This is a genomic window from Cellulomonas gelida (genome assembly GCF_006538725.1).
In the GTDB taxonomy this organism is placed as follows: Bacteria; Actinomycetota; Actinomycetes; order Actinomycetales; family Cellulomonadaceae; genus Cellulomonas; species Cellulomonas gelida.
Map to the genome: position 1 here is coordinate 47,055 of NZ_BJLQ01000020.1, position 21,193 is coordinate 68,247.

Below are 21,193 nucleotides of genomic sequence, written 5' to 3' on the forward strand. Positions count from 1 at the left end.
CAGGATGAGATCGAGCGTGCGCGGGTCAGATCACCGTGTCGGTGGTGAGGGCGTCGGTGAGCAGGCTGACGAGCGTCTCGAGCTGGACGTCCGTGGACGACGAGGCGTCCTCGTCGTCGGCGCCGTCCAACGCCCGGGCCGCGAGGGCCGACTTGCTGTCGATGAGCTCGGCGATCTTGGCGTCGATGGTCTGCGCGGCGATGATGCGCCACGCGGTGACCGGCTCGGACTGGCCGATGCGGTGGATGCGGTCGATCGCCTGCGTCTGCTCGGCGTCCGTCCAGGACAGCTCGGCGAGCACCAGGTTGGACGCGACCTGCAGGTTCAGCCCCACGCCGGCGGCCAGGAGCGAGCACACGACGATCTCGACCTCGGGGTCCTCGGTGAACGCGGTGATCGCCTTCTCGCGGGCCTTCGTCGTCTGCTCGCCGCGGATCGAGGCGTAGCGGATGCCACGGTCGGCGAACGTCTGCTCGGCCTGGTCCATGACGTCGACGTGCTTGGCGAAGAACACGACCTTGCCGACGTTGCGCGCGAGCTGGGCGGCGTAGTCCGCGGCCAGCCCGGCCTTGGCCTGCCCGATCCGACGGACCATCGTGAACACGTTCTCGCCGCTGGCCTTCGAGCTGGAGTCCTTGAGCTCGCCGGCCGCCACTCGTCGGACGAGGTCGTGGTCGATCATCCCGCCCACGATCGCGCCGTCGCCGCGGTTCTCGATCGCCGCCCGGTAGCGCTGGACGAGCCGGTTGGTGAGCGCCTCCTCGGCGGCGCGGATGGACCGGCCGACGGCGCCGTCGAGCTCGACCGGCAGGTCCGCGACCCGGCGGGCGGGGATGTCCGCCACCACGTCCGCCTTGCGGCGTCGCACGATGCCCATGTCGATCACGCTGGCGCGCGCCGCGGCGTAGAAGCCGGGGTCCGCGGGCGTCAGGCCGGTCTCCTCGAGCGCGGTCATCAACTTGCCGAGCGGCTTGGCGTCGTCGATCCAGCCGAGGAACTGCCAGATCGCCCGGAAGTCCTCGATGTCGTTGATCAGCGGCGTGCCGGTGAGGGCCATCAGCAGCGGCCGGGCCGTGCGGGTGCGGATCCGCTCGGACAGGTTCAGCACGTGCTGGGAGCGCTGCGAGGACTTGTTCTTGATGAAGTGCGCCTCGTCGACGACCATCCCGCGGAACCCGAAGTCCCCCAGCCAGCCCACGTGCCGGTCGAGGATCTCGTAGTTGACGATCACGACGTCCGCGAACGCGTCGACCTGCTCCCCGTCGCCGTGCACCACGGTCGCCCGCCGGAACGGCGTCCACAGCGAGACCTCGTGCGCCCAGTTGGTCTTCACCACGTTGGGGACGACGACGAGCAGCGGGTAGGCGTCGGCGGCCTGCGCCGCCAGGAGGGCCTGGGCCGTCTTGCCGAGCCCGGGCTCGTCGGCGAGCAGGAACGTGCGGTGCCCGCGCGACGTCGCGGCGACCACCTGCGCCTGGTGCGGCATCAGCTCACGCCCCGCGGGCAGCGGCACCGGCCGCGGCTCGGGCAGCGCCATGCACGCGGGCTGACCCGTCGCGGCGTACTCGAAGGACCGGAACAGCGGCTCGAGCAGCTCCCACCCGGCCAGTCGCCGGGCCCGCGCCGCGGACCGCTCGGCCGCGGCCTCGAAGTCCGGCGCCAGGAACGGGTTCGCGAGCTGTCGCGAGATCACCGAGCGCGGCACCACCTGGTTGTTGGCGGTGGGCGTCGGTGCGGGCGGCGGGGTGGGCTCCGGCTCGTCGGGCGGCTCCATCCCGCCCGCGCGCATCACCGTCGCCTTGAACGCACGCGCCGCGTCGGTGACCCGGGCGTCGTCGGCGAGCAGCGCCAGCAGGGACGTGTCGCGGGCCGCGGTCTTCGCGAGCATCGTCGCGACCCCGTCCAGCCGCTTGAGCTGCTCGGTGCGCCGCGCGCCACCCATCTCCGTGTCCGCCATGACCCGCGCGCGCTCCTCGCGCACCAGCAGCGCCACGACCTGGAACTTCGTGCGGACCACGGGGCGCGTCGGCGGCTTCTGCACCGCCCGGTCGACGTCACGGGCGACCTCGGCCAGGACCGGGATCAGCTCTTTCTCAGCGGGACGCGAAGGGGCACGACGACGCTGCCCGCCGGAGTCCGTGCGCGCACGACCGGACCCGCGCTGCCCGCTGGGACGTGCCACATCTCCTCCTTCGAGCGGCCACACCGCAACCGCGGTGCGGCACGCCGTGCCGCAGTCGCCCGAGACCGGGTCGACGCCGTGTCAGCCCACTGACGAAGGCCACGTGTGCCGGGGCGCCCCAGAAACGGGCGCCGGGTCACAGCGCGGCAGCCAGCCTGCGCCGCCCACAGGGCCGCGCTCATGCCGAGAGAGACACGCCACCTGGCGCACCTCGGTGGATCACCGCTGGGCGGACTCATCGCCCTGCCCGATCACCACACCACGCGCAGCGTACCGCCGCCGCGCACGACGAGCCCCAACGCTCACGGGCGTTTCACCCACCAGCCTGCAGCGCCGCCCCGCGTTCACCTCCCAACTCGTGTGCCGAGCCCGAGTTGGTGCAACACCTCGCCCGCCTGCCCAGCTTCCAGCGCCAATCGCGAGTCGACGCTTCGGTCGCCTCAGCTACCGTCGCGGAAATGCGGCGATCTCCATGTCCCACGCCTCCGCGGCTGTGCCGAGGCCGTCGGGCGTCAGGCTGAGATCGACGAAGTACTCATAGAGCCCGGGCCGGTCCGATCCCCGCGATGGTGGGCCGGCTTCAAGCGAGAGGTGGACTCTGAGCCGGATGTCGCGCCCCACGTCGGCGTGGACGCTGAAGGCGATGTTCGGCTCGGTGAATGCCAACAGTGACGCCTCGTCCGCGGGCCATGGAGTCGGTGGCACGCGACGATCGGCGACCGCCTTCAGCCACCCCGAGATCTCCCGCAGGTCATCGGTGAGCAGGCAGGGGTCACGGAACGAGTACTCGACCCCTTCCGCGGTGCGCACGTGGCCGTCGATCACCACCCAGTTGCCGTCGAAGTCGAAACCGCCGTCCGCCTGCGGCCTCCCCCGTCCGGACTGGTACCGCACCGGGCGCAGTTCGACCCACGCGCCGTCAGACGACGTCAGCCGCACATTCCCTCCCTCGCATCGCACCCGTCGAGTGACTTGGCGCTCTGAATCCGCGTCACCCGCCGTCAGCCCCCGGCGGTGGCCGCAGGTCCGGCACTGAGCTTCCACAGCATCTGGGCCAGCGTGACCAGCTCGTCGTCGTCGAGCAAGGCCAACAGCTCCTCCGCCGCGCGCTGGTAACTGCCCGGCGAGCCCTCTACGCGGGGATGCTGACGGTGAAGGTGGACGGCGCACCATCGTTGGGCTCAATGGTCACTGCCCCGAACGTCATGTAGGGGATCGCCCCGTGATCACCCCGGTAGAAGCCAGTCGCTCTCGTGACCCGGACAGCGATCGCCGCCAAGGTCATCGCTGTCTGCTCGTCCACCTGGAGCTCCGCTCCCGTGAATGCCGTATGACCGCCGGCCTCGCCCCACGAACGGAGCCGGTCCGCGTCCGCCCGGACCCGCGCGGGGATCCTCTCGTTCGACCAGGCCCACCGCCACGAGCCCGATGACTGGACGTAGCTGCCCAGGATCTGCACGGGTGCGACGACGCGCTTGTCGGCGAACGTCCACGCGATGGTGCCTGCGCCCAGGTCGACCGACCACGAGTCAGCCGATCCGGCGCCCCACCGATCTCTGTGTGCCGCCGCCAGTCGGTCGAGCATGTCCTCGCCCTCCAGCAGCAGAGTCGCGAGGTCGTCAGCCGCCGGTGGCGTCGCCGCTGCGGGCTTTGGCGAGCGTCGGAAGAGTGCCATCCATGAAGAGTCGCAGGTCCTCCCGTCGGATTGGCGTGCCGTTGTTCGAGCCACCCGTTCGGGCTCCAGAGCTCGAGCGAGCGGCGAGCCCTGAGCCCGACGTGAGAGAGTGACCGTCCTTACTAACACTTTTGCTGAAAATGTAAGTACAGTTCGGATGTGGCAACGGAAGCTGAGCCCCTCGCGGTTCCCGCGATGGCGCAGGAGTCGCACACCTGGCTCGCGCAGATCGACGGCATGAGCTCGCGCGCCCAGCTCTCGAGCGCGTCGGGTCCGTACGAGTCGAGCATGCCCGCGCGGATCGCCGACCACTCCGTGACGATCCCCTCGGACCTGGGGGCCGATGTCGACGAGGCGACCGCAGCGCTCGCACGGTTCGACCTGTACGCGAGCACAAAGCTCGGCGCCGAGAGCCCGACGCTCGGCCCGATGTCGTCGATCCTGCTGCGCACCGAGTCGGCCTCGTCGTCGCAGATCGAGAACCTCACGGTCGGCGCCCGCCAGCTCGCCCTGGCCGAGATCGACCAGGCCGGCAGCGAGAACGCGAATTTCGTCGTTGCCAACGTCCGCACGATGGAGGCCGCGCTCGCCCTCGCCGACCGCCTCGACGAGAGCGCCATCCTCGCGATGCACGACCGTTTGCTGGGCCGGCAGCGAGGCTGGGAGCAGCACGCCGGCAGGTACCGTGACGAGCTGGTCTGGGTCGGCCGGAGCAGGATCAGCCCGCGGGGCGCGTCGCACGTCGCGCCCCAGGCCGAGCAGGTGCCCCAGGCGATGGACGACCTGGTCCATTACTTGGCTCGCGACGACGTGCCCGTCATCGTCCAGGCCGCCATCGCGCACGCGCAGTTCGAGACCATCCACCCGTTCGCTGACGGCAACGGCCGCACGGGGCGGGCGCTGGTCCACGCGATCCTGCGCGGCAAGGGCGTCATGACCCGCACGACGGCGCCCGTATCGGCCGGGCTCCTGACGGACACCGAGGCGTACTTCTCCGCCCTCGGCGCCTATCGCCGTGGCGACGCCCGGCCCATCGTCGAGCAGTTCACCCGCGCGAGTCGGTACGCGGCCTTCACCGGCGAGAGACTCGTCGACGACCTGGCCGCTCAGGTCGACGCAGCCCGCGAGGCCCTGACGGCTCGACGGCTGAGGTCGCAGGCCTCCGCCTGGCGGGTCGTTCCCCTGCTCGTCTCGAACCCGGTGGTCAACGCGCGACTGCTGGTCGACCGCCTCGGGACGAACGAGGTCGCCGCGCAGCGAGCGCTGGCGCAACTCACCGACGCCGGGGTCCTGACCGAACGCACCGGGATGAAGCGCAATCGCATCTGGCAGCACTCGGGGATCCTGGACGTGCTCGACCAGTACGCACAGCACATCTCCCGTCGCTAGCGGAACTGGGCGGGCCATGGTCGCAAGTGCGTGACCCACTCAACAGTCTGCACGCCAGGGCGAATCCGAACGGCCGACACCTGCTTTAGGAGTTCGATCTTGCATTGTGGAAACGCTCTAGCCTGCGGAAATACATGCCGGCAGTTCGCGTGGTGACCCCGTTCCACGGTGCTCGCTGACCACACGCTGACCACAACGCTGCACGCCACCCTCAGAAGCACCTCAGGCCTAGTCTTGATCAATCGGCTTGACTCGGGACGGGCCGGGGTGGGCCACTGTAGGGACCGTCGGGCTGGGGTAGTCGAACCGCATCTCCTGCCAGCGCTTCGAGATGTCCCTCGGTATATCATTATCCGCAACTATCACCTGCATCCGATCGCCATAGACACCAGCAAGGATGTCCAGCTGCCTATACAGTTCATCGGCAAGATCGGCGTTCTGCGCACCGATCGACTTCCTCGGCGTGTCCACAATAAGCAACGTCGGGTAAGTCTCAACTCCTTCCCGAAGCGCTGTGGCCACGACCGCCAGCCAGTAAGCCGTTACCAGGCTGGTCATGATCCCACCGGTACTTATTCGATCAAAGCGGTCACCGTTCACGTAGGGCAGGTAGTTGCGGACGTCAATATAGGCTTCCTGGACCGACGGGATGCCCAGCGCGCGAACCATCTCGTCGTAGTTCTCACTGAGCACAGCTAGAAGGCGCTCACGCGTACGCGCCAGCTTATCCTCCTCCCACTGACGGACCTCGATGAGGCGCCCTACTTCCTCGCCGGCAGCGACGGTCGCGCGCTGCAAGTCGGCGGCCCGATCCCATTGCCGCAACACCTGCTCTAGCGAGCCCACCGTCGTCTCGGCGCGGGCGAGTTCGACAGACGCTTCTGCGACTGCTGCGAGCCGTGGGCTAACAAAACTCTTCGTCTGCTCATCCAGCGCGGACTCGAGGTTCGAGAGGTTCGCCTGCGCAACTTCGATTCGCTCGGCGTACTCGGCAAGGTCTGCTTCGGCGGACTGCACCAGCACGCGCGCTTCTGCGAGCTGGCTGGCCAACCGCTCGCGATCGTCTGCGGCGCGGCGCTCCAACAGGCCCGTCGGCTCGGGCTCGGGTTGAAGGCACAGCACACATGCGCCGGTGGGAGGGCGCCGTTCCTTGACGGATTGCGAGCACCTGGGGCACACAACGAAGTCGATGGGTCCGAGGAGACTGGCCGCCGCCTCGCCTCTACCAAGTTCCTCCGAACGAGTCTCAAGGGAACGCAACAGGTGCCTGCGCTCGCCGAGCTCCAATTGTGTAGCACCATGCGCCTCAGCGAGCAGGGACTGCTCCCTGCGCGCGTGTAGAACTAGCGTACGGAGGACGCCCACTTCTCCGCGCACGCTCTCAGATTCTTCCATAATGCCAGCAAGTCTTCTCCGCGCATCAACAATACGCCGTTCGTTCTCTGCGGCGAGTGCCGCCGCCTCCGCCCTGCTACGCGTCTTGCTGTCTTCCAGGAACTTGATCACGGCCCGCTCCTCGCGCGCAGCCTCTTCGCGCCTCTGTTCCCAGTCCAGTTGAGACTTTCGCAGGCGCAGGACTTCCCGGTTTGTTAAGCCGAACAGAAGTTCAAAGGTCGTCTTGCGGGCAGGCTCGGACCAAGAATCGTTGTTTCGAGCGATGCTTCGGTCGATCTCACGCTGCTCGACATAGAGAAAAGACCAAACATTGTTGAAGGTGACCCTGGCCGTGCGCTTTGCCGACGTGGTATGCGTATCGTCAGGAAGGCCCAAAGCTCGAAGCAGCAGCGCGCCCACAGTTGTGCCCTCGGCGTCCGGCCTGGCCGCGACTGGGAGTAAGCCGACCTCGCGCCGTTCCTTCATGTCAAATACTCCAACTCGTGAGCTGTCGCCCTGCACGTTCCGGCTGAGGCGGTACCGCTCATCGCCCACATCTAGCTCAAGTTCCACGAACTCGACGAAGTCGCGTGCAACCGGTGCGACCCGCGCACTTCCCCCGAGCGCATGCTTCATGAGCTCGAAGAGCGAGCTCTTCCCCACGCCGACGGGGCCGGTTAGTACGGTCAGCGGTCCGCGGAAGTCGTAACGAACTGGACCAGGCGCTGTATGTAGCGTCAGCGCGTTGAGCCGCATCCGAGCCCTCATCTCAACTCCGTTCGATAAGGCATGTCGTGTAGTTCCGGCAGGGCGCTGTAGATCGCTTGCTTGAGTTTGTTGCCGGTGAGACCTCCGAATGCACGCGCTACTTGATCGTAGTGCGACGCAACCTGCGCCCATGAAGGCTCTTTGCGCATCCGCGCCGCAATCTCTATTCCCGCGGCGGTGGGGGCCAATCCGACGCTCCCCTTCCTGCCGGCCGCGTATCGAACCAGACCTCGCCCGACCAGAGCTCCGATAACCGGATAGTACTGGTCATCCCACGGCCCGTACCTGTATCGGATCATCGGCGTCGCCGTTGGAGGACTGCCTCCGACGTCCGGCGAATCTATGCCGAGTTCGCGTGCGACGTTGCCCGCCAAGTTTGGGTAGCGTGCTATGAAGTCAAGTTTCGCTAGCTTAGTCAACCCGTCGAGTTTTCCGGCATTGCCCGGCTCTTTTGCGACCGCGGTAACCAGGAGAAGGACTCGCAACTGCTGATGCAGCAGGTCCTCTTGACCCAGCAGTGCTGCGAGGTCTGAAGATTCAGTCATGACGTCACAGTTTCGCCCTCTAGACGGTTTGGGAATGCATCGCGGCCAGCGTCAATGTCGAAGTAGTCACTGAACCAGACCTTGCACTCGCTCGTCAGGTCACACACCAACCCAAGGATAAGTTCGTCATCGACGAACAACCCTCCGCCATCTTGAAGTCGCGGCTCCCTAACGACGTCTCGCATCATGCGCCACATCACTGGACCGTAGTCGGCCTGTTCTGCACCTTCTGCGCATCGTTCATGCAGATCCGATACCGCAAGGAGCGTGCGGACCTTAAGGCGGGCGAGGTCCTGTGCCGTACCCGGCTGCAGGTTCATGTCTAGTTCGTACTCCCGCCACTGTCTCGCGGCGGCCTCGGCAGCGTGAACCGTCGTGTCGTGACACCCAGCGTTCACGAGCTTGATGGCAAGCCGCGTGGGGGCCATGCTCCGTCCGCGGGGTACGGGCAGGATCGCAACATCGCGCGCGATAGCGAGAGCTCTTAGAATGTCTTCACCCGCGATTGCGCGGTCCTCGGCCCGGTGGCACTCTCTCGCCTCCGGGGTTAGGTCGGCCAGACTCCTAATACGGATCTCCATCGCTTCGCGAGCGGGTGTGGTACGTCCGCGCATTCGTTCGCGAAAGAGCCCACTGACGGTCTCCCACGCAGCATCAGCAAGTGAGTCGTCGATCCCGAGCTCCTGGAGCACCGGGCGCATGTACATCGCGGCCGCTGCGGCCGGCAGGTGATGGCGCGACACGCGGTCGCAGTCGAAGGATAGAATACCGAGGAATCTCGTTACGGCGTCCTCGAACACTTGGGACCAGCGTCCGCCAGCGGGCAGCCGTGCGGCCCATTCTGGTACGACTTTGTCTGCGGGAATCGCATCTAGGATCCGCGCGCAGGCGCTTCTGATCATCTCGGACTCTTCAAATGTGCGAGGACCCGGGCCGGCGGTTCGGAGCCGCTCGCAGATCTGACTCAGCCGCGCCGGTTCTCCATTCCGAAGGCCGACATTTGTCACGAGCCGGCACCGGGAGTCCTCGCTGAGAGCGCACCAACGTAAGAAGAGGTGAGCCAGACCGCCGTCAGTGAAGAGCGGAGCGAACGTCCAGCTTCCGGCACCGGATTCCCGGTGCTTGACGCTCACCAGCAGCACCGAGTCGCCGTCGCATAGCACGTAGTCCTCGTGATACTCGCAGACTACGAGCACATCCTCGATCGATCGACCGGCGCGCTTGGCCCCGAGGATCATTGACAGGGCGTCGACCGCAGCGGTGAGCGCTTGCCAGTCGTAGCGGTCCGCTGTGTCGGCTCCGGCATCGTCCGGCGGTGACGCAGCGGTGAGCGTGTCGATCGCGGTCACCCGGTTCCCCCTCCAGACGTGTTGGCCAGAGGCTAGTCGTTCGGCGTGCTCGAGAAGGAGACTTGGTTCCGGGGCGTTCCTCGGCTCGGCCGCCGTGGCCGGTTCGCTTGCTTCTCGTTCTGAGTCTGGGCCTCCTCGCATGCTCGTTCCGGTCGCGACTAGCACGGCGCGGTAGGGGTGGGCCGTCTCCGCGTCTCAGCCGGCCGCTATAGCTGGTAATTCATGGGGCGGCCTCGGCCCAAGCGACGGCGCGTGCCCGCGTTCGTCGCATCGGTGCAAGAGGAGTGGCCCTGGGGCGGCCGTCGATGAGACCCACACCATCGCCACCCCGGGCATGGGCCGCGAGGACCTCTGCGGCGCGATGAGCCGCGGCCGCCACACCAACCGCGCCTTCGTCGTCGTCGACCAGGGCGACCCGGACTGCCTGCCCGGACACGCGCCGTCGTCGGGCCGCGAGGTACTCGAGCAGGTCCTCGCGTCCAGCCACGCCGAGCCCAGCGCCACTGAAACGTCGGACACCTACCACCCCGGCCGTGCCGCGCCAATCGTGCCGCCCGTGCGTCCACAGCAACCGTGGAACCCCTGGCCTCCACAGCCCACGCCGCACCCCTTGACCGCACCGCCGCCGTCGTACGCCGATGGACCGGTGCTCGGTCGCTGACCACCGCCACACCCAACCCAACAGAAGGAGAAGGTCATGACCACCACCGCACAGCACACCGTCCCCGCCACCCCGGCCCGGCCCGGCCCGGGCAGTACTACCGCGTGAAGGACACGGCGCGGGTGCTCGGAGTACCGCCCCGGACGCTGTGCCACCTGTCGAGCACCAGCAGATCCCGTTCCGGCGCCTCGGCACGGTGATCCTCCTCCCGGCGACGTGGGTCGAGCGCGAGCCAACGACGCCGGTCAATCGGCGCTGATGTCCGTCACCAGGCGGGCGTACCCGACGGGGAACGTGACCTGGCGTGCGAAGGTGTTCTTCGAGGGTCGCGTCAACGCTCAGCGGTCGCTAGGGCGCCGGGTCGATGCCAAGCGCTGGGAGGCCGACCAGCTCGCCGAGTTGGACGCCGGCTCGTGGATCGACCCAGCCAAGCGGACGAGTGGGGCGGTGTTCGGGCCGACGAAGACGCACCAGGCCCGGACCGTGCCGGTGCCCGCGGCGCTGGACGAGTACGTGCGGACGCGGGTCGCCTTCACCGCGCCGGGCGGGTACCTGTTCTCGAGCCCGGCCGGGAGTGTCTGGACGAACACCAACTTCCGCGCGCGGTCCGGGTGGATGGAGGCAACGCGGAGGGCAGGCGTCGAGGGGACGACGATCCACGACCTCCGGCACACCGCTGCGGCGCTGCTAATCGCGGCCGGTGCGGACGTGAAGGCGGTGCAGGTGATCCGGCGACCATGACGATGAACCTGTACGGGCACCTGTCTCCAGCGAAGTGACGTGGCAGGCGATCGAGCGGCTGCCGGCGGTTCCGTCGATGCAGCCGCGCAAGGAAATCGACGGATCCCCGCAGGCGCTCCCCGCCGTTCCGACTGACCTCCGCTGTCTGGCTCCGAGACCGGCCGGACACGAGGACTGCGCGCCACCATGCAGCGCCAAACGAGCACCCTCCGCCATACTCGCGAACCGCCGCGATCCTCAGTCGAGGTATTCTCAATGCGCCCACGTGGTGCCGCCGAATAGCGCTAGCCTCGCTGCTTCTGCGGCTCTGTGCGCATGACTTCAAGCAACCTACTCGCCTTGCGCATAACCGTAGCGGCATCGCCCTGGCGCGCAGCGTCCACGAGCTGACGGACCCGCTTGTCGGCTGGCTTGACATCGCCGATTCGGGGAAGCTCACCCACCATGTCACACCAGCGCCTGGCGATAGGCGCATCCTGCAGTTCCATCAAGAGCACATCGTCAACCGGCAGGCAGCCGTCAAAGAAGTACTGCCACCTATCCGCCGTGACGTCCCGGAGCATCCCCATCGCCGGCTCCTGGGCCGCGAACGACACACCATAATGGTTGCCGATCCGAATGAGAATTATCGCCGTTACGACTCTATGGAATGCGGGCCGAGGGATGGACGTGCCCAGACTCGCCAGAGCGTGCATTGGCCCGACCTCGTTGTGGAAGTTGTCCCAGCCGAAGTGAGCGGACTGCAACTTCGCCGCCGCTTCGAGGAATGCCTGCGATCGGAACCCTTCCGGCACGAAGTCGAATCCCGAGACCTTCAGGAGTGCCGAACGAAGGCCGTTCGCAGCTATCGCGTGGCCTTCAGCGTGCAGTTCGGCGTAGGCGCGACCGACCATGTAGCGGTCCGGATCCTTGAGGTCCGGCCAGAGCGGGGGAAGCAGTGTGTTCAGGTTCGCCAACACGTTCTCGAGCTGGGCACTTCGCAAGCCCTTGCTTCCTGCAAGAAGCAGCCGGAGTACCGTGCGCTTGAAGAAGTATGCCGAGTGAACCAGACCCTCAATCTCGGGCGCCTCGTCGTCGAGAATCGATGCCTCTAGTCGCTTCCGGAAGGCGGCAAACTCAACAGCGATATCAAGGTCCTCGCGACCGAGAACGGTCTGCACACAGGTCCGAAGGACGCTCAGAGCCTCCTCCGGCATCATCTCGTCATCGACCGCGTCCGCCGGGCGATTAGAGAAGTGGGCGACCAGTTCGAGATTCTGGCGCAGACGCATCGCGAGAGTACTACCGAACATTCCGAGCTCTTCGGCCAGCCGGACAGCCTCGTAGTCGGTGAGAACCTCGTGCACTTCCGCACCTGGACGAATGTCGGGCCTATCGAGCATCTCTGCGATGAAGTCAATCCCCAGGCCAGCCAACTGCGTCTTCAGGCCCGCCATCGTTCGCGTCCAAACAAAGACAGACCCCATCTCAAGGAGATCGCTGTCGAACGCTTGAATCAGTTGCTTGCGGTCGCGCTCAGAGAGCTGGTTAGCGAACCCGGCTATCGCCTCGGCGGTCTTAGCACTGCGGGGGACAACCGTCGCGTCGCTTGCTTCCCAATGGACTACCTCTGCGTCAGGCATCTAGGGCCCCTCCGTAGGCGCTCTCGGCACCATCGCTGGAACGAATGAAGACGCCAGCGAGTTTGCCTGCGTCAACCATAACCTTCAGCGCTCCAAAGGCGCGGTGTCTCGCGCCGCCTCTCTCGCGACCGGTCGACGCGCTCGCGTCAGCTTGAATGAACCAGTTGAATGCTACGACCCGACCTGCAGTGTCCAGCACCGTAATACCATCGCTCCCCAGCATGCCGGAGAGGAGATCGACACTTGCCAAAACGTCGGATAGGTCCGCAGAGGTTTGCTCGTCGATCTGCGCGCTCAGCTTTGTGGCCGCGTCTAGCGCCTCACCTAGAATCACCGCGTCGCCCGCGTCGACCACCCACTCATCAGAGCCCGCGGGCGCCACGGCGACAAGCGCGCCGTGCCCCTTTCGAAGTACGTCATGCAGGACGCCCGCTGCGAAGCTCGCGAAGGACTCGCGTAGACGCTCGTCCGGTATCTCGGTCGCCCACCACCGAGCGACGCGCCTTTGCGCATCGTCGCTTTGGGTGTCCTCTTGGCGTCTTCCAGATAGGTGGATTCTGAGACCATCGCGACCGGTGGAGATCAGTTCGACCACCCCCGGCGCAAGCTGGGCGAGGAGGATCGCGCACTGGTCGGCGGATGCGGGCGTGCTCAGCAGCGTTGTTCGTTCATCGATGGCCGTTGTGGCTGGCGCGCGGTACACCCCGAATCGGAAGGTGCCTGATTGGCGCTCCACCCAGATGGACCACGCGCCCTCCGCGAGCGGTGCGCACTTCTTCAGGGCATGGAGCATGGTCTCCGGCTCGCGCAGTCCTGACCCGATCTCGATCGGGCTCGAACCCTGGACGTTCCGCAGTACGGTCTCTAGATCGTCACAGATGATGATCTGCGGAAAGAGCTGCCGGCCTTCCTCTCGATAGTCGGCGATGGCGACCACCAGAGCAACGAGCGATTCCTCCGTCGCCGTACAACTCATCTCCGCGTCCGCGAGGAAATCGCTGATCGAGCTCTTGAGCTCCGATCTGAACGTGATGACCTTGGCGGACACCGGTCAAGACTACCGATCTAGGATCGGGGCGGTCGGATCTTGAGCGACGCGTCCCTTGAGCGCGGCGAGCCGAGCCCGTCCGATCGGAGGGAGTAGAAGGGCGTGTCCGTCCGGGTTCTTGACAGGCCGTACACGTGCTGAGAACAGCGGCTGACCACACGCTGACCAACGCCGGGCAAATCGGACACAGCCCCCATCGCGGGCGGGGCGCTGATACAGCCTCTGACCTGCGATAACACCTCTGTGCGCCTGGGCAGATTCGAACTGCCGACACCCGCTTTAGGAGAGCGGTGCTCTATCCCCTGAGCTACAGGCGCGGGATCCGGCAGAGTTCGCTAGCGGGGCCGATTCGGCTCGGGCTGCGTGACTGCCGTGGCGATCCTTGCGAGTCCCCGCAGCACCGGTAGGCGACCGCAAGGACGCTGGAAGCCTACCGGAGCGACGCGGTCAGAACGGGAGCGGGCCTTGGTCGGTGGGGACCAGCAGGATGCCGACGACGAGCGCGTCGTCCGAGACGGCGACGCGGTCGCCGCAGCGAGCCGGCCTCGCACTCGAGGGTGGTGGCGCCGACCACGGTGCCGACGACACGCTCGTCGGGACTCGATGGCCGGCTGGGTGCACGCGGCCTTGGAGCAAGGGCGCCGCAGAGCGCGCCGGGCGGCTACGGCTTCCAGCCGGTCGCGTCGGCTGAGGTGATGGGGCGCAGGACTCGGGCGGGGACGCCGGCGGCGATGACGCCCGGGGGGATGTCGCGCGTGACGACGCTTCCGGAGCCGATCACGGAGCCGGCGCCGATGGTGACGCCCTGGTTGATGGTGACGTGGCCGCCGATCCACACGTTGTCGCCGATGGTCACGGGCTTGGCGTAGCAGGCGCCGTTGACGCGTTCGACGGGATCGAGGGCGTGGTTGGAGGTGAAGATCCCGACGCGCGGGCCGAGCAGGACGTTGTCGCCGATGGTGATGGGGGCGCCGTCGAGCATCACGCAGTCGAAGTTGGCGTAGAAGTTCGAGCCGATCGTGATGTTGTAGCCGAACTCGCACCGGAACGTGGGCTCGAAGTGCACGCCGGTGCCCACCGCAGCGAGCAGGGTCGCGAGCAGCGCCTCGCGCTCAGCCGGCGGGCGGCCGAACGTCGCGTTGTACTCGTTGGTGCGCAGCACGGTCGCCTCGCGGGCGGCCACCAGCTCGGGGGTCAGGTCGTCGTACATGGCGCCGGTGAGGATGTGCGCTCGCTGCTCTGCGAGGTTCATCGGGGTGGTTCCGTTCGTCGTCCGCAGGTGGGTCCCCCATGGTCGCGTGCCGGATCGCCCCCGGCCGTGAGGCGCGACGAGCAGCGACCGCCCACCAGGCGCGAGGCGCGGCGGGCCCGACGACGGCAGGTACCGACGCACGACCGTCGGATACGCACTTTCCGAAACATAACCGATTCAGAGAACGAAACTCCCATGCTCGGACATCTTGACCACTCCCACCCCCGCGCACAGAATCGCTCTGCCACGGCCTGGCGGGCGAGCTTCTCGTCGCAGGCCGCACGCGTCGGCCCCCACCGGCCAGCGCTCAGGGGGACCCGCCGAGGACGACGGGTCGTCGCAGACCAAGGTCAACGATTCCGCACGAGGGAGTGCAGAATGTCCGCAACTATCGGAGCCCCGCGACACCGTCGCCGCTCCTTCAAGTCCGTCGTCGGCCTCGTCGCCGCAGCTGCGCTCACGGCCGGCGGTCTGGCCGTCGCGGCGCCCGCGTCGGCCATCTCGTCGAACTCGACCGGGACCAACAACGGGTACTACTACTCGTTCTGGACCGACTCGCAGGGCACCGTCTCGATGGACCTCGGCTCGGGCGGCAACTACTCGACGTCGTGGCGCAACACGGGCAACTTCGTCGCCGGCAAGGGATGGCAGACCGGCACCCGCCGAGCCGTCTCCTACTCCGGCCAGTTCAACCCGTCCGGGAACGCCTACCTGACGCTCTACGGGTGGACCACCGGCCCGCTGATCGAGTACTACATCGTCGACAACTGGGGCACCTACCGGCCCACCGGCTCGTACATGGGCACCGTGAACTCGGACGGCGGCACGTACGACATCTACCGCACCCAGCGCGTCAACCAGCCCTCCATCCAGGGCACCGCGACGTTCTACCAGTACTGGTCGGTGCGGCAGCAGAAGCGCACAGGCGGCACCATCACGGCCGGCAACCACTTCGACGCGTGGGCGTCCAAGGGCATGAACCTCGGCTCGCACAACTACCAGATCCTCGCGACCGAGGGGTACCAGTCCTCCGGCTCGTCGAACATCACCGTGTCCGAGGGCTCGTCGGGTGGGAACAACGGCGGCAACAACGGTGGCGGCGGCAACCCCGGCGGGGGCGGCGGGTCCTGCACGGTCTCCGCGACCAAGACCCAGGAGTGGGGTGACCGGTTCAACGTCACCTACACGGTCTCCGGCTCGAGCAGCTGGACGGTGACGGTCTACCCGTCGAACGGCCAGTCGATCCAGAACTCCTGGAACGCCAACCGCAACGGCAACACGTTCACCCCGAACGGAGCCGGGAACACGTTCGGCGTCACCTACTACAAGGGTCCGAACAACGTGAACTGGACGCCCAGCGCGTTCTGCTGACACGGCCCGACGAGGGGGCGCGGCGCCGACGAGAGTCGGGACCGCGCCCCCTTCGTCGTCCCGGGACGCTCGGCGAGCCGGTCCGACGAGGAACGCGGGGTCAGCGCAGGACCGCGACCAGCCCCTCGCGCGAGTGGACGCCGGTCTTGGCGAACACGCGCGCGAGGTGGGAGTCCACCGTCCGCACGGACAGGGTCAGGCGCGCGGCGATCGCGCGGGACGTCATGCCGCCCGCGGCGAGCGACGCGATCTCGCGCTCGCGCGGCGTCAGCGCGACCGGCGGCTCGAGCGGCGGGAGCCACAGCCCGCGGCGGTTGAGGTCCCGCTCCGCGATCCGGGCGAGGTCGACGTCGTCGCCCACCATCGCGTCGATGTGCGCCGCGACGGCCGCGGCCCGCGCGCCCTCGACCGCGCGCGCCAGGATCGCGACGCGCTCCAGCACGTCGGGCGAGCGTCCGCCGGCGCGGACGAACCGGTGCAGCGCCTCGAGCTCGACGCGTGAGGCACCCCGGTCGCGGGCCCACTGCGCGAGAAGCGACGCCTCGACCTTCACTCCGGGGTCCCGCAGCCACGCCAGCGCGTCGAGCTTGAGCATCCGCACCTCGGGCTCGAGCGCGGCCGCGGCGCGCAGGGGCGTCGCCTCGACGGACGCCAGCAGGTGCCGTGCGGCGTTCGTCGCACCGCTCGCCGCCACCGCGAGCGCCTCAGCGGCCGTGGTGAACGCGATCATCCCGCCGCGGTCGTTGACGCGCAGCCGCGCGTTCGCGGCGCGCAGCTCGGTGGCCGCCTGCGACCACGCGCCGAACAGGATCCCCGCGATGCCCTTGGCGGCCTGCAGCGCGACCCAGTCGATCGCGACCGGGTTCTCGTCGAGCGTCCGCAGGTTCTCCTCCTCCAGCACGCTCAGGTCGCCGGACCACAGGCGCGTGAGGATGTCGACCACGTAGATCTCGCCGACGCCCCACCGGTACCGGTCGGCGAGCGCCTCGGCGACCGGCAGGTGGCGCTCGGCGACCTCGCGCGCCTCGCCGAACCGGCCCGCGTCCGCCAGGCCGAGGACCGTCGGGGCGACGAGCCGCACCGCGGTCGCCGGGACGCGCGGGCGGGACAGCATCGCGAGGGCCTCGGCCCGCGTCTGCGTCGCGCGGCCCGCCCAGCCGAGCCGGACCAGGCGCGTCACGTCGAGCTCGTCGGCCCAGTCCCCCGGCGCGTCGATCGACTCGAGCCAGCGCGCGGTGGACCGCGCGATCTCGAGCGCGTCGTCCACGTCCGTCCCCGAGACGTGCAGCGCGGCGGACAGGATCTGCACCGCGTCGACCATCCGCCGCACCAGCGCCGCATCCAGCGTGGGCAGGGCGCGCAGCGTCTCGATGACGATGGTCGCGTCACGCCCCGCGCGCACCAGCTCGCTCTGCGTCCACCAGGCCTCGCCGCGCCAGTTCATCAGGCAGGCCCAGTACTCGCCGCCCACGGGCGTCGCGCGCAGCGCCAGGTCCACGAGCCGGATCACCACGTCGGGCTGCTGCAGTGTGAACGCCTCGGAGACCGCCGCCTCGAACCGCGCGCGTCCGACGACGATCCCCGAGTCCATCGCGAGCATCACCGACCGCATGAGCGAGGCGCCCGACGCCGCGTGCGTGGAGCCCGCGACGAGGTCGAGCACCTCGCGCCGACGACCGCCGGGCACCCGCGCGCGCACGGCCTCGGCGTACAGGGCGTGCGCCAGGTCGACGACGATCTCGCTGCCGCCGGCCGAGGGCTGCGGGCGCAGCGTCGCGACGCCCGTGTGCGTGAGCTCGTCGACCGCGGTCCGCGGCACCACGTCGAGGAGCAGGCGCAGCGGGACGGGGCACAGCAGCGCGACGGCCTCGAGCGCGCGGTGCGCGTCCGGCGACAGGCGCGCGACGTCGTTCTCGACGATCTCCAGCAGGCGCGAGCCGGGCGTGGCGCGGCCCGTCCACATCCACACGCCGTCGTACTCGCGCAGCCCGCCCGCGGATCGCTCCGTGCGCACCAGCTCGCGCGCGTGGAACACGTTGCCGCGCGTCTCTCCCCAGATCCGGCGCACGGTGTCCGCCGTCGGGAGCCCGCCCAGCTCGCCCGCAAGCCACTGCTCCATCTCCGCGAGCGTGAACGGCGCGACGTCGATGCGCTCGACCACGTCGTCCTTCCACAGCTCGAGCCACGGCGAGTCCGAGGCGCCCGACGAGCGCGAGGTCGCCACGAGCAGCACCGTGCGCTGCCGCACGACCCACGCGAGGGCCTGCGCGGACGCGTCGTCGAGCAGGTGGGCGTCGTCGAGGCGCAGGACGAGCGGGGCGTCGCCCGCGAGCTCGGCGAGCGACTGGCCGAGCACGCGCACGGTCCGCGCGAACGAGCCGATCGAGAACAGGTCGTCGGCGAGCAGCGGCTCGAGCCCCGACAGCGGCAGCCCGGCCCGGGAGGACGCGCCCGTGAGCGCCACGACGTACGGGGCGCGGCCGTCGATCACCAGACCCTCGAGCGCGCGGGCCGCGAGCGCCGTCTTGCCGACCCCCGCCTCGCCGACGACGAGCACGCTGCGCCCCTCGCGCAGGCACTCGCGCAGCTGTTCGACGGCCTCACGACGGGACGCCGGCATGACGAGGTGGCGCGACGCGAACGGCGTCGACCCCTGCTGGGCCACCGCGACCGGTGCGACGGGCTCGACCTCGGGCTCGTCGCGCGCCACAGCCCGCGACGAGCGCGGCGAGGCAGGCACGACGTCGATGCCTTTCAACGGGGTGAGCAGGACCTTGGTCCTCATCATGGACTGTGGACGGGGGCAAGTGACCATCGCTCTCGTCGGCTGGACAGAATTTCGCCCGGTCGCGCGCGCAACGGACCTTGGGCCCGACTCCGCGACGTTGCGTAGCGATTACCGATGACCCGGTACGGGCCCGCTTCCTAGCCTCGAGGCACGACACACCTGCGTCTGCCGATCACCCCGCGCCGGTGTCCTGACCCCAACGCGGGGGCCACAGCCGAAAGAAGGATGGCCCGTGCCCACCTACACAGCCCCTGGCGTGTACGTCGAGGAGATCCCCTCGACTCAGAAGGTCCTGACCTCGGCCCCGACGGCCGTCGCCGCGTTCGTCGGGTTCACCGCCTCGTTCCCGACGGACGACCCGAACGACCCGAACGGCCTCGCGCCGCGGCTCGTGACGAGCTGGACCCAGTTCGAGTCGCTGTACGGCGGCTTCGTCGAGGGTGCGCTCCTGCCCCTGTCGATCTACGGCTTCTTCCTCAACGGCGGCGCGCAGGCGTACGTCGTGCGGATCCCGAACGCCGAGCCGTCCGGTGAGCCGGCCCGCCTCGAGCTCCCGGCCTACGACCGCTCGCTCGGCCTGCCGCTCGCGATCGAGTCGGTCGAGCCCGACGCCGACCTCACGGTCCTGGTCAGCACCGCCGACGCGCCCGACGACGAGGACGGCCCCGCGCCGTTCAGCATCACGATCGTCGAGGCCGGCGAGGCCGTCGAGACCTACGACGACCTGACGCTCGGCGGTCCGCGCGACGCCGCGACCGTCATCAACAAGACGTCCACCAAGGTCAAGGTGGAGATCAAGCTCGCGCAGGACACCGACCTGTCGAGCCAGCTCGAGCTGCTCAAGCCGGGCCAGTACTCGCTCCAGAAGGCTGCCCCGAAGCCCGTCGCCGTCTCGGGCCGCAAGTTCGCCGGCTCGGAGTCGGCCCGGTCGGGCATCAACGGCCTGGCGATCGCCGAGGACGTCACGATCGTCGTCGTCCCCGACCTGCTGACCGCGGCCACCAAGGACGACGGCTCGCTCGACCTGGGCCTGTGGAAGGCCGTCCAGACGAGCCTGATCGCGCACTGCGAGCAGCACGCCAACCGCGTCGCGATCCTCGACGCCCCTCCCGGGTTCACGCCGCAGCAGGTCAAGGAGTGGCGCAGCGACGTCGCGCAGTACGACTCCGCGTTCGCGACGCTGTACTACCCGTGGATCAAGGTCGAGAACCCGACCGGATCCAACGGCAGCTCCGAGATCCTGCTGCCCCCGTCCGGTCACGTCGCGGGCGTGTGGGCACGGACCGACGAGTCGCGCGGCGTGTGGAAGGCCCCGGCCAACGACACGATCCGCGGCGTCCTGGACGTCGAGCGCTCGATCACGCAGAACGAGCAGGGCATCCTCAACCCGATCGGCATCAACGCGATCCGCCCGTTCGGCACGCGCGGCATCCGCATCTGGGGCGCCCGCACGCTCGCCTCGGACACCGACTGGCAGTACATCAACGTGCGTCGCCTGTTCAACATGATCGAGTCGACGATCCTCGAGGGCACCCAGTGGGCCGTCTTCGAGCCGAACGACGTCTCCCTGTGGGAGGGCGTCAAGCGCACGCTCAACGCGTACCTGCGTGGGCTGTGGCAGGCCGGGGCGCTGTTCGGCGCGTCGCCCGACCAGGCGTTCTTCGTCAAGTGCGACGAGACGACCAACCCCCCGGAGTCGATCGACGCCGGCCGGCTCGTCGTCGAGGTCGGCATCGCGCCCGTCAAGCCCGCCGAGTTCGTGATCTTCCGGATCAGCCAGAACAAGCAGATCGCGAACTGACCGCACCCGTCCCTGACTGAAGGAGCACGTCGATGCCCAACGAAGCACTCATCAACAACGACCCGATCGTCTCGCAGAACTTCTTCCTCGAGATCGACGGCTCGGTCGTCTCCATCCTCAGCTCGGTGTCCGGTCTGGACATCGAGATGGAGGTCGTGACCATGGAGCAGGCCGGTGCGAACGGCAAGATCCAGGTCGTCAAGACCCTCGGCAAGTCGAACAAGGCCCCCGACCTGCAGCTCGTGCGCATGGCCCCGCCGGACATGACGCAGGACAAGCTCTGGGGCTGGTTCAACGACATCCGCGACAAGGGCATCCTGCTGTCGGACCGGTCGAACAACCGCAAGAGCGGCTCGATCGTCATGTACGACTCCACGAACGCCGAGATCGCGCGGTTCAACTTCACCAACGGCTGGCCGAGCAAGATCTCGACCGACCAGCTCAGCGTCGAGTCGAACGACCCGGTGAAGGAGACCATCACCCTCACCGTCGAGTCGCTCGCGCGAGTCAAGTGAGCCTGCGCACCCGCTACGAGTTCACGCTGCCCCGGGGGTACGTCGACCGCAACGGCGACGTCCACCGGGACGGCGTGATGCGGCTCGCCACGGCCCGCGACGAGCTCGAGCC

At 68.3% G+C, this 21,193-nt stretch carries 16 protein-coding genes and 1 tRNA gene; 6 read left to right on the forward strand and 11 right to left on the reverse strand.

The window, feature by feature from the left end; genetic code table 11:
• Window positions 1-25: 25 nt before the first annotated feature.
• From CGE01nite_RS10315 to CGE01nite_RS10325, 3 genes are all read right to left on the reverse strand, one after another.
• Window positions 26-2,182, reverse strand: coding sequence for a DEAD/DEAH box helicase (locus CGE01nite_RS10315; protein ID WP_141370718.1), 2,157 nt, complete (start codon window positions 2,180-2,182; stop codon window positions 26-28).
• A 444-nt stretch (window positions 2,183-2,626) separates the two neighbouring features.
• The gene (locus CGE01nite_RS10320; protein ID WP_141370720.1) at window positions 2,627-3,121 is read right to left on the reverse strand and encodes a WapI family immunity protein; all 495 of its coding nucleotides are present in this window, start codon (window positions 3,119-3,121) and stop codon (window positions 2,627-2,629) included.
• Between the two features lie 193 nt (window positions 3,122-3,314).
• Window positions 3,315-3,857: a DUF6882 domain-containing protein gene (locus CGE01nite_RS10325; protein ID WP_141370722.1), complete on the reverse strand. Its 543-nt coding sequence runs from the start codon at window positions 3,855-3,857 to the stop codon at window positions 3,315-3,317.
• Between the two features lie 159 nt (window positions 3,858-4,016).
• Between CGE01nite_RS10325 and CGE01nite_RS10330 the strand changes: the two genes are divergently transcribed.
• A complete protein-coding gene (locus CGE01nite_RS10330; RefSeq protein WP_229747263.1) occupies window positions 4,017-5,246 on the forward strand; it encodes a Fic family protein in 1,230 nt (409 codons plus the stop codon).
• Window positions 5,247-5,474: 228 nt separating this feature from the next.
• Here CGE01nite_RS10330 and CGE01nite_RS10335 read toward each other — a convergent pair whose 3' ends face one another.
• The 3 genes from CGE01nite_RS10335 to CGE01nite_RS10345 are packed head-to-tail and all read right to left on the reverse strand — an operon-like array spanning window position 5,475 to window position 9,282.
• Entirely contained in the window at window positions 5,475-7,376 is a 1,902-nt protein-coding gene (locus CGE01nite_RS10335) for an AAA family ATPase (RefSeq protein ID WP_170210939.1), read from the reverse strand.
• An 8-nt stretch (window positions 7,377-7,384) separates the two neighbouring features.
• A complete protein-coding gene (locus CGE01nite_RS10340; RefSeq protein ID WP_141370726.1) occupies window positions 7,385-7,933 on the reverse strand; it encodes a hypothetical protein in 549 nt (182 codons plus the stop codon).
• Window positions 7,930-9,282, reverse strand: a complete 1,353-nt coding sequence (locus CGE01nite_RS10345) for a dsDNA nuclease domain-containing protein (RefSeq protein WP_170210940.1) — start codon at window positions 9,280-9,282, stop codon at window positions 7,930-7,932. Before CGE01nite_RS10345 ends, CGE01nite_RS10340 begins: the two co-directional genes overlap by 4 nt.
• A 334-nt stretch (window positions 9,283-9,616) precedes the next feature.
• On the opposite strand from CGE01nite_RS10345, the gene CGE01nite_RS10350 reads away from it, so the two are divergent.
• Together CGE01nite_RS10350 and CGE01nite_RS10360 are read left to right on the forward strand one after the other, a co-directional pair.
• Window positions 9,617-9,943, forward strand: a complete 327-nt coding sequence (locus CGE01nite_RS10350) for a hypothetical protein (protein ID WP_174773437.1) — start codon at window positions 9,617-9,619, stop codon at window positions 9,941-9,943.
• A gap of 258 nt (window positions 9,944-10,201) precedes the next feature.
• On the forward strand, window positions 10,202-10,684 hold the full coding sequence (locus tag CGE01nite_RS10360; RefSeq protein WP_229747264.1) for a tyrosine-type recombinase/integrase: 483 nt from the start codon (window positions 10,202-10,204) through the stop codon (window positions 10,682-10,684).
• 284 nt (window positions 10,685-10,968) lie between these two features.
• Here the strand turns inward: CGE01nite_RS10360 and CGE01nite_RS10365 are convergent, their stop codons facing one another.
• From CGE01nite_RS10365 to CGE01nite_RS10380, 4 genes are all read right to left on the reverse strand, one after another.
• Entirely contained in the window at window positions 10,969-12,306 is a 1,338-nt protein-coding gene (locus CGE01nite_RS10365; RefSeq protein ID WP_141370730.1) for a hypothetical protein, read from the reverse strand.
• The gene (locus CGE01nite_RS10370) at window positions 12,299-13,354 is read right to left on the reverse strand and encodes a hypothetical protein (RefSeq protein WP_141370732.1); all 1,056 of its coding nucleotides are present in this window, start codon (window positions 13,352-13,354) and stop codon (window positions 12,299-12,301) included. Before CGE01nite_RS10370 ends, CGE01nite_RS10365 begins: the two co-directional genes overlap by 8 nt.
• 244 nt (window positions 13,355-13,598) lie before the next feature.
• Window positions 13,599-13,671 (reverse strand) — tRNA-Arg (locus tag CGE01nite_RS10375).
• Between the two features lie 344 nt (window positions 13,672-14,015).
• Window positions 14,016-14,606, reverse strand: a complete 591-nt coding sequence (locus CGE01nite_RS10380) for a sugar O-acetyltransferase (RefSeq protein WP_141370734.1) — start codon at window positions 14,604-14,606, stop codon at window positions 14,016-14,018.
• 378 nt (window positions 14,607-14,984) lie between these two features.
• On the opposite strand from CGE01nite_RS10380, the gene xynA reads away from it, so the two are divergent.
• Window positions 14,985-15,977, forward strand: a complete 993-nt coding sequence (gene xynA, locus CGE01nite_RS10385) for an endo-1,4-beta-xylanase XynA (protein ID WP_141370736.1) — start codon at window positions 14,985-14,987, stop codon at window positions 15,975-15,977.
• Between the two features lie 100 nt (window positions 15,978-16,077).
• Here the strand turns inward: xynA and CGE01nite_RS10390 are convergent, their stop codons facing one another.
• Entirely contained in the window at window positions 16,078-18,762 is a 2,685-nt protein-coding gene (locus CGE01nite_RS10390; protein ID WP_170210941.1) for a LuxR family transcriptional regulator, read from the reverse strand.
• Between the two features lie 235 nt (window positions 18,763-18,997).
• On the opposite strand from CGE01nite_RS10390, the gene CGE01nite_RS10395 reads away from it, so the two are divergent.
• The gene (locus tag CGE01nite_RS10395) at window positions 18,998-20,566 is read left to right on the forward strand and encodes a phage tail sheath family protein (RefSeq protein WP_141370740.1); all 1,569 of its coding nucleotides are present in this window, start codon (window positions 18,998-19,000) and stop codon (window positions 20,564-20,566) included.
• A 32-nt stretch (window positions 20,567-20,598) separates the two neighbouring features.
• The gene (locus CGE01nite_RS10400) at window positions 20,599-21,081 is read left to right on the forward strand and encodes a phage tail protein (RefSeq protein WP_048342411.1); all 483 of its coding nucleotides are present in this window, start codon (window positions 20,599-20,601) and stop codon (window positions 21,079-21,081) included.
• Window positions 21,082-21,193 lie beyond the last annotated feature (112 nt).